Origin of the sequence: Streptomyces phytophilus (assembly GCF_013870535.1) — a bacterium.
GTDB lineage: Bacteria > Actinomycetota > Actinomycetes > Streptomycetales > Streptomycetaceae > Streptomyces > Streptomyces phytophilus.
Map to the genome: position 1 here is coordinate 1 of NZ_JACBXC010000213.1, position 6954 is coordinate 6954.

The 6954-nt window shown below is 73.0% G+C and carries 5 protein-coding genes; all 5 read right to left on the bottom strand.

Going from position 1 to position 6954, the window contains the following annotated elements; all coding sequences use genetic code 11:
* Positions 1–781, bottom strand: a 781-nt coding sequence (locus H5J30_RS12785) for a YveK family protein (protein ID WP_508470438.1), incomplete at its 3' end; no start/stop codon positions are given.
* The gene (locus H5J30_RS12790) at positions 778–2043 is read right to left on the bottom strand and encodes a glycosyltransferase family 4 protein (protein WP_181787557.1); all 1266 of its coding nucleotides are present in this window, start codon (positions 2041–2043) and stop codon (positions 778–780) included. The genes H5J30_RS12790 and H5J30_RS12785, both read right to left, overlap by 4 nt.
* Entirely contained in the window at positions 2033–3355 is a 1323-nt protein-coding gene (locus H5J30_RS12795) for a nucleotide sugar dehydrogenase (protein WP_181787558.1), read from the bottom strand. Before H5J30_RS12795 ends, H5J30_RS12790 begins: the two co-directional genes overlap by 11 nt.
* Before the next feature lie 73 nt (positions 3356–3428).
* Entirely contained in the window at positions 3429–4898 is a 1470-nt protein-coding gene (locus tag H5J30_RS12800) for a sugar transferase (protein WP_181787559.1), read from the bottom strand.
* Positions 4899–5560: 662 nt separating this feature from the next.
* Positions 5561–6517: a helix-turn-helix domain-containing protein gene (locus tag H5J30_RS36660; RefSeq protein WP_258563289.1), complete on the bottom strand. Its 957-nt coding sequence runs from the start codon at positions 6515–6517 to the stop codon at positions 5561–5563.
* Between the last annotated feature and the right edge of the window lie 437 nt (positions 6518–6954).

A 6954-nucleotide genomic window follows, 5' to 3' on the forward strand; every position in this document is an offset into this window, starting at 1 on the left:
CCGCTCCGGTACGCGGCCGGCGGCCCGCCCGCGCGGCGGCGAGATGCCCGACGACCGTGAGCAGGAAGGACAGCAGCGCCCCGGCGAGGACCAGTTGACTCCTGGTCGGCGGTGCCTCGCCGGCCGGCCGGGCCGCGGGGCCCATGACGACCATGTCGGCCCTGCTGGTGTCCGGGTCCGTCCGGTCCAGCTTCTCCATGGCCTCTTCCATCGAGGTACGCAGCTTCTCCAGTTCGGTGCGGGCCTGCACGCTCTCCACGGTCCGCCCGGGATCGGCCGCGTCCGCCAGCTCGGTGATACGGCGGCCGGTCTGCTCCACCAGGTCCCGCAGTGCCTCGGTCTGCGCCGCCGCCTCGGGATCTGTGCTGCCGCCGACGACCCGCGAGGCGAACGAGACGTACTGCTCGGCCACCTGGTCGGCGAGCCGCTGCGCGCGCTCCGGGGTCCCGTCCGTACCGGAGATCCTGATGATGCTGCCGTCCGCGGTCCCGGCACTCACCCGGTCCCGCAGCTCGGTGCCGCCGACTCCGGTCCAGCCCAGCGCCTCGGCGGCGCGGTCGACCACCACGGAACTCGTCGCGATCTCCGCCTGCGTCAGCAGTTCGCGCTCCTCCCACGACCCCGGCAGCAGGACCGATGCCGAGGTCGTGTAGCGGGGCGGGAAGAGCACGGAGGCGCCGTAGCCGGCGAGCGCGCCCGCCACGAGGGCGACCGCGAGGAGTCGCCAGCGGCGGCGGACGATCCGTCCGACCGTGGACAGGCGGATGGTGTCGTCGCTCAACGGCGTCCCCTCCTCGGCTCCCGCACGCGGCCGCCGGCGGGTGTCGCAGCGCGGTCGCGGCAGGCGGCTTCGTAGGCGGCGAGGAGCGCTTGCTGGGAGTTGCGCCAGGAGAGCCGCCCGCCGATCCGCTCCTGGCCGGTCCTGCCCATGCGGGCCCGCCTGTCCGGGTCGTCCAGCAGCTGCGCGATGAGCGCGGCGAACTCGGCCTCGTCGTTGGCGGGCGCGTAGACGGCGGCGTCACCGGCGGAGACGCGCGCCTCCCGGAGGTCGAACGAGACGATCGGGCGGCCCATCACCATGTATTCCAGGACCTTGTTCATGGTCGACACGTCGTTGAGCGGGTTGCGCGGATCGGGGGAGAGGCACACGTCGGCGGTGGACAGGTAGCGCACCAGCTCGGCGTCGGGGATGCGCCCGGTGAACTGCACCTGCTCCGCCAGCCCGAGCGCCCGGGACAGCTCCACCATCGCGTCGAAGGTGTCGCCCGCGCCGACGAACACCGCGTGCCAGTCACTCCGTCCGAGCCGGTCACGCAGCTTCGCCAGGGACCGCAGGGCGTAGTCGACGCCGTCCTGCGGGCCCATGACGCCGAGGTAGCACAGCAGATGGGGCTTGCCGCGCTTCAGCCGGGGCTCGGGCGGTACGGGGCGGAACCGCTGGACGTCGGGGGCGCTGCGTACCACGAAGACGTCCTCCGGCCGCATCCCGCCGCGGCCCAGTGCGACGTCGCGGTAGCTCTCGTTCGTGGCGAGCACCACGTCCGCGGCCCGGTAGGTGCGCCGCTCCAGCGCGCGCACGGCGCGGTAGAGCAGGTCCTCGCCGCGGCCGAACCGGGAGAGGTACAGCTCGGGTACGAGGTCGTGCTGGTCGAAGACGAACCGCGCGCCGCGCCGCTTCAGCCACAGCGCGGGCAGGAACAGCAGGTCGGGCGGGTTGCAGGCGTGCACCACGTCGACCGGGCCGACCCTGCGGGCCAGCCGGAGCGTGTGCCACAGCGCCGATCCGTACTCCCGCAGATAGCCGGCCGGACCGCCGGTGGCCGCGCGCAGCGGGTAGCGGTGGATCCGTATCCCGTCGATCTCGGTCTCCGGCTCCCTGTCCCGCTTCTCCCCGCGGGGGCAGATGACGTCCACCGCCCAGCCCGCCTCGCGGAGCGTCCCGCACTCCTGCCACACCCGCCGGTCGAACGGCACCGAGAGGTTCTCCACCAGGATCAGCGCGCGCCGGGCCGTTCCGCCGCCGCCGGTCGCGTCACCAGGCAAGGCCCACGTACTCCGGTTCGGCCCGGCGCTCTTCGGCGTCGGGAAGGCGGACGAGGTCGATGAGCACCGGCCCGGCACCGCGGGGCAGCGCCGACAGCACGGCGGGGTCCCGGGTGCCGACCAGGCACACCTCGGCGTGGTCCAGCACCTCGTCGACGGAGTCGGCGAGGAGTTGCGCGAGGTGCGGCAGCCGGGTCTCGATGTACTCGCGGTTGGCGCCGAGCAGCCGGGAGAGGTTCACGTTGGCGTCGTAGATCCGCAGGTCGTAGCCCTTGCCGAAGAGCCTTTCCGCCAGTTCGACGAGCGGGCTCTCGCGGAGGTCGTCGGTGCCGGGTTTGAAGGACAGCCCGAACAGGCCCGCCCGGCGCTTGCCGGTGCGCTCGACCAGCTCCACCGCGCGCTGCAGGTGGTCGGAGTTGGACGGCAGCACATGGGCGAGGATGGGCACCGAGACATCGGCCCGCTGCGCGGCGTGGACGAGGCTGCGCAGGTCCTTGGGCAGGCAGGAGCCGCCGAAGGCGAAGCCGGGCCGCAGGTAGGCGGGGCTGATGTTCAGTTTGCGGTCGGCGAGGAACACGTCCATCACCTGGTGCGAGTCCACCCCGAGCGCCTGGCACACCGCGCCCATTTCGTTCGCGAAACCGATCTTCAGGCCGTGGAAGGCGTTGTCCGCGTACTTGATCGCCTCGGCCGTGGGGATCTGCACCCGGAACACCTCGCCGGGCAGCCCGTCGTACAGCGCCGCCACGGTGTCGCCGCTCGCCGGGTCGAGTTCGCCGATGACGGTCTTGGGCGGGTCGTAGAAGTCCCGCACGCTCGAACCCTCGCGCAGGAACTCCGGGTTGACCGCGACCCCGAAGTCCACCCCGGCCGTGCCGCCGACGTACTTCTCCAGGATCGGCACCAGCAGGTTCAGACAGGTGCCCGGGAGCATGGTGCTGCGGAAGACGACGGTGTGCCGCCGCCGCCCGCCCCGCTCCGCGAGCGCGGCGCCGATCTGCTCGGTGACCCGCTCCAGGTAGTCGGTGCACAGGCTGCCGTTGGGCTCCGACGGCGTGCCCACGCAGACCAGCGACACGTCGCTCTCCATGACCGCCTCGCGTACGTCGCCGGTGGCGCGCAGCGCTCCGGTCCGTACGGCCTCGGCGGTGAGGTCGCCGATGCGCTCCTCGACCACGGGGGCCCTGCCGTCGTTGACCAGGTCGACCTTCGCCTGGTTGACGTCCACCCCGACGACCTCGTGGCCCCGGCCGGCCAGGCACGCGGCCGACACGCAGCCCACGTAGCCGAGCCCCAAGACGCTGAGTCTCATGACCCGTTCCCCTCCCCGGGCAGGCCCTGCCGGCCTGCGGTCCGTGCAGCGGCCGGACGGTGCGCGCCGCGCATCAGTAGGCCCCCTGCCCCTGGAGCACCGCACGCAGCGTCTTCCACAAGATCACCGTGTCCAGTGCGAGCGACCAGTCCTCCACGTACCGCAGGTCCAGCCGGACCGCCTCCTCCCAGGGCAGGTCGCTGCGTCCGCTGATCTGCCACAGGCCGGTGAGCCCGGGCTTGACCAGGAGCCGCCGCCGGATGTCCGGGCCGTACGCGGCGGACTCCTCCGGCAGTCCGGGGCGCGGACCGACGAGCGACATCGAGCCGGTGAGTACGTTGAAGAGCTGCGGGAGTTCGTCGATCGAGTACCGGCGCAGCACCGCTCCCATCCGGGTCACGCGCGGATCCCGGCGGAGCTTGAACAGCAGTCCGGCGCCCTCGTTGCGGCCGGCCAGCCCGGCACGTGCCCCGTCGGCTCCGGCGACCATGGAACGGAACTTGACGAGGGTGAACTCGCGGCCGTCCTTGCCGACGCGGCGCTGGCGGTAGAACACCCCGCCCCTGCTGTCCAGCAGCACGAGCAGCCCGACGAGCACCATGAGCGGCGCGAACAGCATCAGCAGGAGCACCGCGCCCAGCCGGTCGCCGACCTCCTTGACCGCCCGGCGGCCGCCGGTGAAGGCCGGCATGCTGACGCGCAGCAGCGGGATGCCGAGCACCGCGTCGACGTGCAGCCGCGGGCCGGCCACCTCCATCAGCACCGGGGCCACGACCATCTCGGCGTCGCTGCCTTCGAGGTTCCAGGCCAGCCGCTGCAACCGGTCCGGCGACCAGTACGGGTCCGGGGTGACCGCGACGACGCGGTAGCCGCCGCGGCGTACGTGCTCGGCGACGTCGTCCAGCCGGCCGACGACCGGCACCCCGTCCAGGTGGTCACCGTCGCCGCCGGGGCCGTCCGCCGTGCACACCGCGTCCACCCGCCAGCCGAGGTGCGGGAACCTGCGGACCCGGGCGATCAGGTCGCGCACGGTCTCCGGACTGCCGGCGGCGAGCACCGGTCGCAGACAGCGCCCTTCCTTGCGCCGTCTGTGCAGCCACAGGCGCAGCAGATAGCGCTCGGTCAGCGTGGTGAGGGCGATCGCCGGGATCGCCACGAAGATCCAGAGCTTGATGTTGCGCGAGGTGAGCGCGATCCCCCCGAGCGCCAGCACGACCACCGCCGTGGACAGCGAGCGCCCGAGCCGGCGGAACTCCTCGGCGCCCTGCCCGAGCACACCCGGAGCCCACGACCGCCCCACCGCGAGTGCTCCGAGCACCAGCAGCTCGGTGCCGAAGGCCAGGACCACCCACTTCTCGTGCCAGTCGGCCGCGTCCCGGACGCCGAACAGACCTCCGATCGCCGCCACCACGAGGGCGGTCGCCACGGTATCGCCGATGATCACGGTACGGCGGTACCGCTGCTCCCAGCCGGCCGCGGCCCGCCCGGCCGCCCCGTCCCCCGGGCGACCGCGCGCCGCGGGAAACGGGCTCACGAATCCCACCCGCCGGCCGGATCCTCGCAGATCTCCGGCGGATTCCACGTGTTCGTTCAACACTGATACCCCCCCGGGGAGGCTCTCGCCTCCCGCGATGGTTTCCCCACGGGAGCCTTCGCTCCCCACGAAGGACATCCCGGTATTTCAGCGCTGCTTGAACAACTCGCCCGGGCGGCGGAAACACGTGTCCCGCCCGACTCCCGGGGTTCCGCGAGAACCCGTCGAAGCCTCCGGTGCTCCCTGCACCGAAAGCCCCTTCCGGGCCTGAGAACCGATCTCCTCCACGTCCGGCCCCGGGACCCCACACCCCACCCCGAGCACGCTCGCAAAGGCACCAACTGCCGGTCCTGCCGGGCGGGTTCAAGGTACGGACCCGTCGGCGCGGCCAAGCAGGTTCAGCGTGCTCCACGCCCCGGACGACGGCCAGTGGCCAGGCGGCCCTTTCCACGGCGACAGTGCCCGTGCTATGCGGCTCGAATAACCCTCGGCCGGTTGCGGCGAATTTCGGACGACGCCGGTCCGTCGTCATTGCGTACGCGTACTCGGAACGCGCGAAGCCGACCCGCGGACAGTTGCTAGGAGCTTCGACCGCGAACTGCAGAGAATGCCTACGCCCGGCCGCTCCGGCTTTTGGCGTACCGCGGAAGGAAGCGCTGTGCCGCCGCCGCTCAGTCCCACTCCCAGCCGAGGCCCACGATGCCCGGGCCGAGTTCCTGTTCCGCCAGGTGGGTGCTGTGGTAGCCGTTGAGCGGGAGCTGCACCACCCGGCGGCGGGGTGCGTCGGAAGCGCGCCGGGTGAACCGGTAGCAGCGGACCGGGAGGGCCGGCGGGGCGAAGGAGACCTGGAGCAGGTAGTGGCTCACCGGGTAGCGGAAGCCGCGTACGTACTCGGTGCACTCGCCGCCCGTGCCGTCGGTGATGCGGTAGCGGAACGGCTGGGTCTCCCCGAGGGCCAGCGGCCGGTCGAAGACGAGTTCCGCCGCGAGCAGGGCCGCCGCCGGGTCGCTGCGCACCCGCCCGAGGCGGCAGTTGTCCAGCGGGTCGATCCGCACCCGGGTGACGTCGCAGCCGAGGTCGCCCTCGTAGATGGAGACGTACCGGTCGACGTTGCCCCGGTGCGCCCGTACGAACTGCTGGATCTCGCGCTGCCACAGCTCCCGCCGGCGGCCGACGCGCACCTGCTCGTACTGGCTGACCGTGTGCAGCCGGTCCTCGGTGGGGCAGTCGAGCTGTTCGAGCAGGCGCAGCACCGCGGTGGCCGGGCCGATCAGCTCCTGGTACCGGCGGGCCCCGCGGGAGCCGCCGGCGGCTCCGCCGTGCGCCGGCTCCAGCAGCCGGACCAGGGCCCCGGGGACGATGCCGAGGATGTGCTCAAGGGCCCTGACGACCTGCACCGACTCGCTTCTCGCGGGCACCCGCTCGCCGCGCTGCCAGTAGCTGAGGCTGGTGACGCTGACCCGGAGGCCCTGCTCGGCGAGGCGGTGCTGGATGCGGTGCAGGGCGAGCCCGCGGCGGCGGACGGCCGTCCGCAGCGCCAGGTGGAAGGGGCCGCTGCGCAGCGCCTCGGCCAGGGCCTCGTCCGGTGAGTCACCGTCCACCGCGCCCCGCGGGCGCACGGCAGGCATCACGCACCACCTCCACCGCTTCCTCGACCACCGCGTCCGGAGTGGATATTCACACACCTCGCGGCCGAAGGCACCGGGTCGGGCAGGACGATTCCGCGGCCGGGCCGGGGGCCGCGGGGCCGCGGGCTGGGCCGATGGGGCGCGATGCCTGCCCGCGCGCCGTCCACACCCGTTCACAGCACGTTCACCAGCGCGCCGACCAGGTATTCCGACGCCTTGAACGACCGGACGCGGGGCCCGATTCTCGAAACCGCTCCCCGCCGGCTCCCCTCCTCCGCTCCGCCCCCGGCCGGCGGCCACCCGTGAACGGCCTGTCTCATCACGGCCGTTCACCTCTCCCGCAAGGAGGCCAACCCATGCGCCTGCCCCGGTCCCCACGGACACGGCGATGCTGGGCCGCGGCGCTCGCGGTCGCCGCGAGCGTCGGGCTGCTCAGC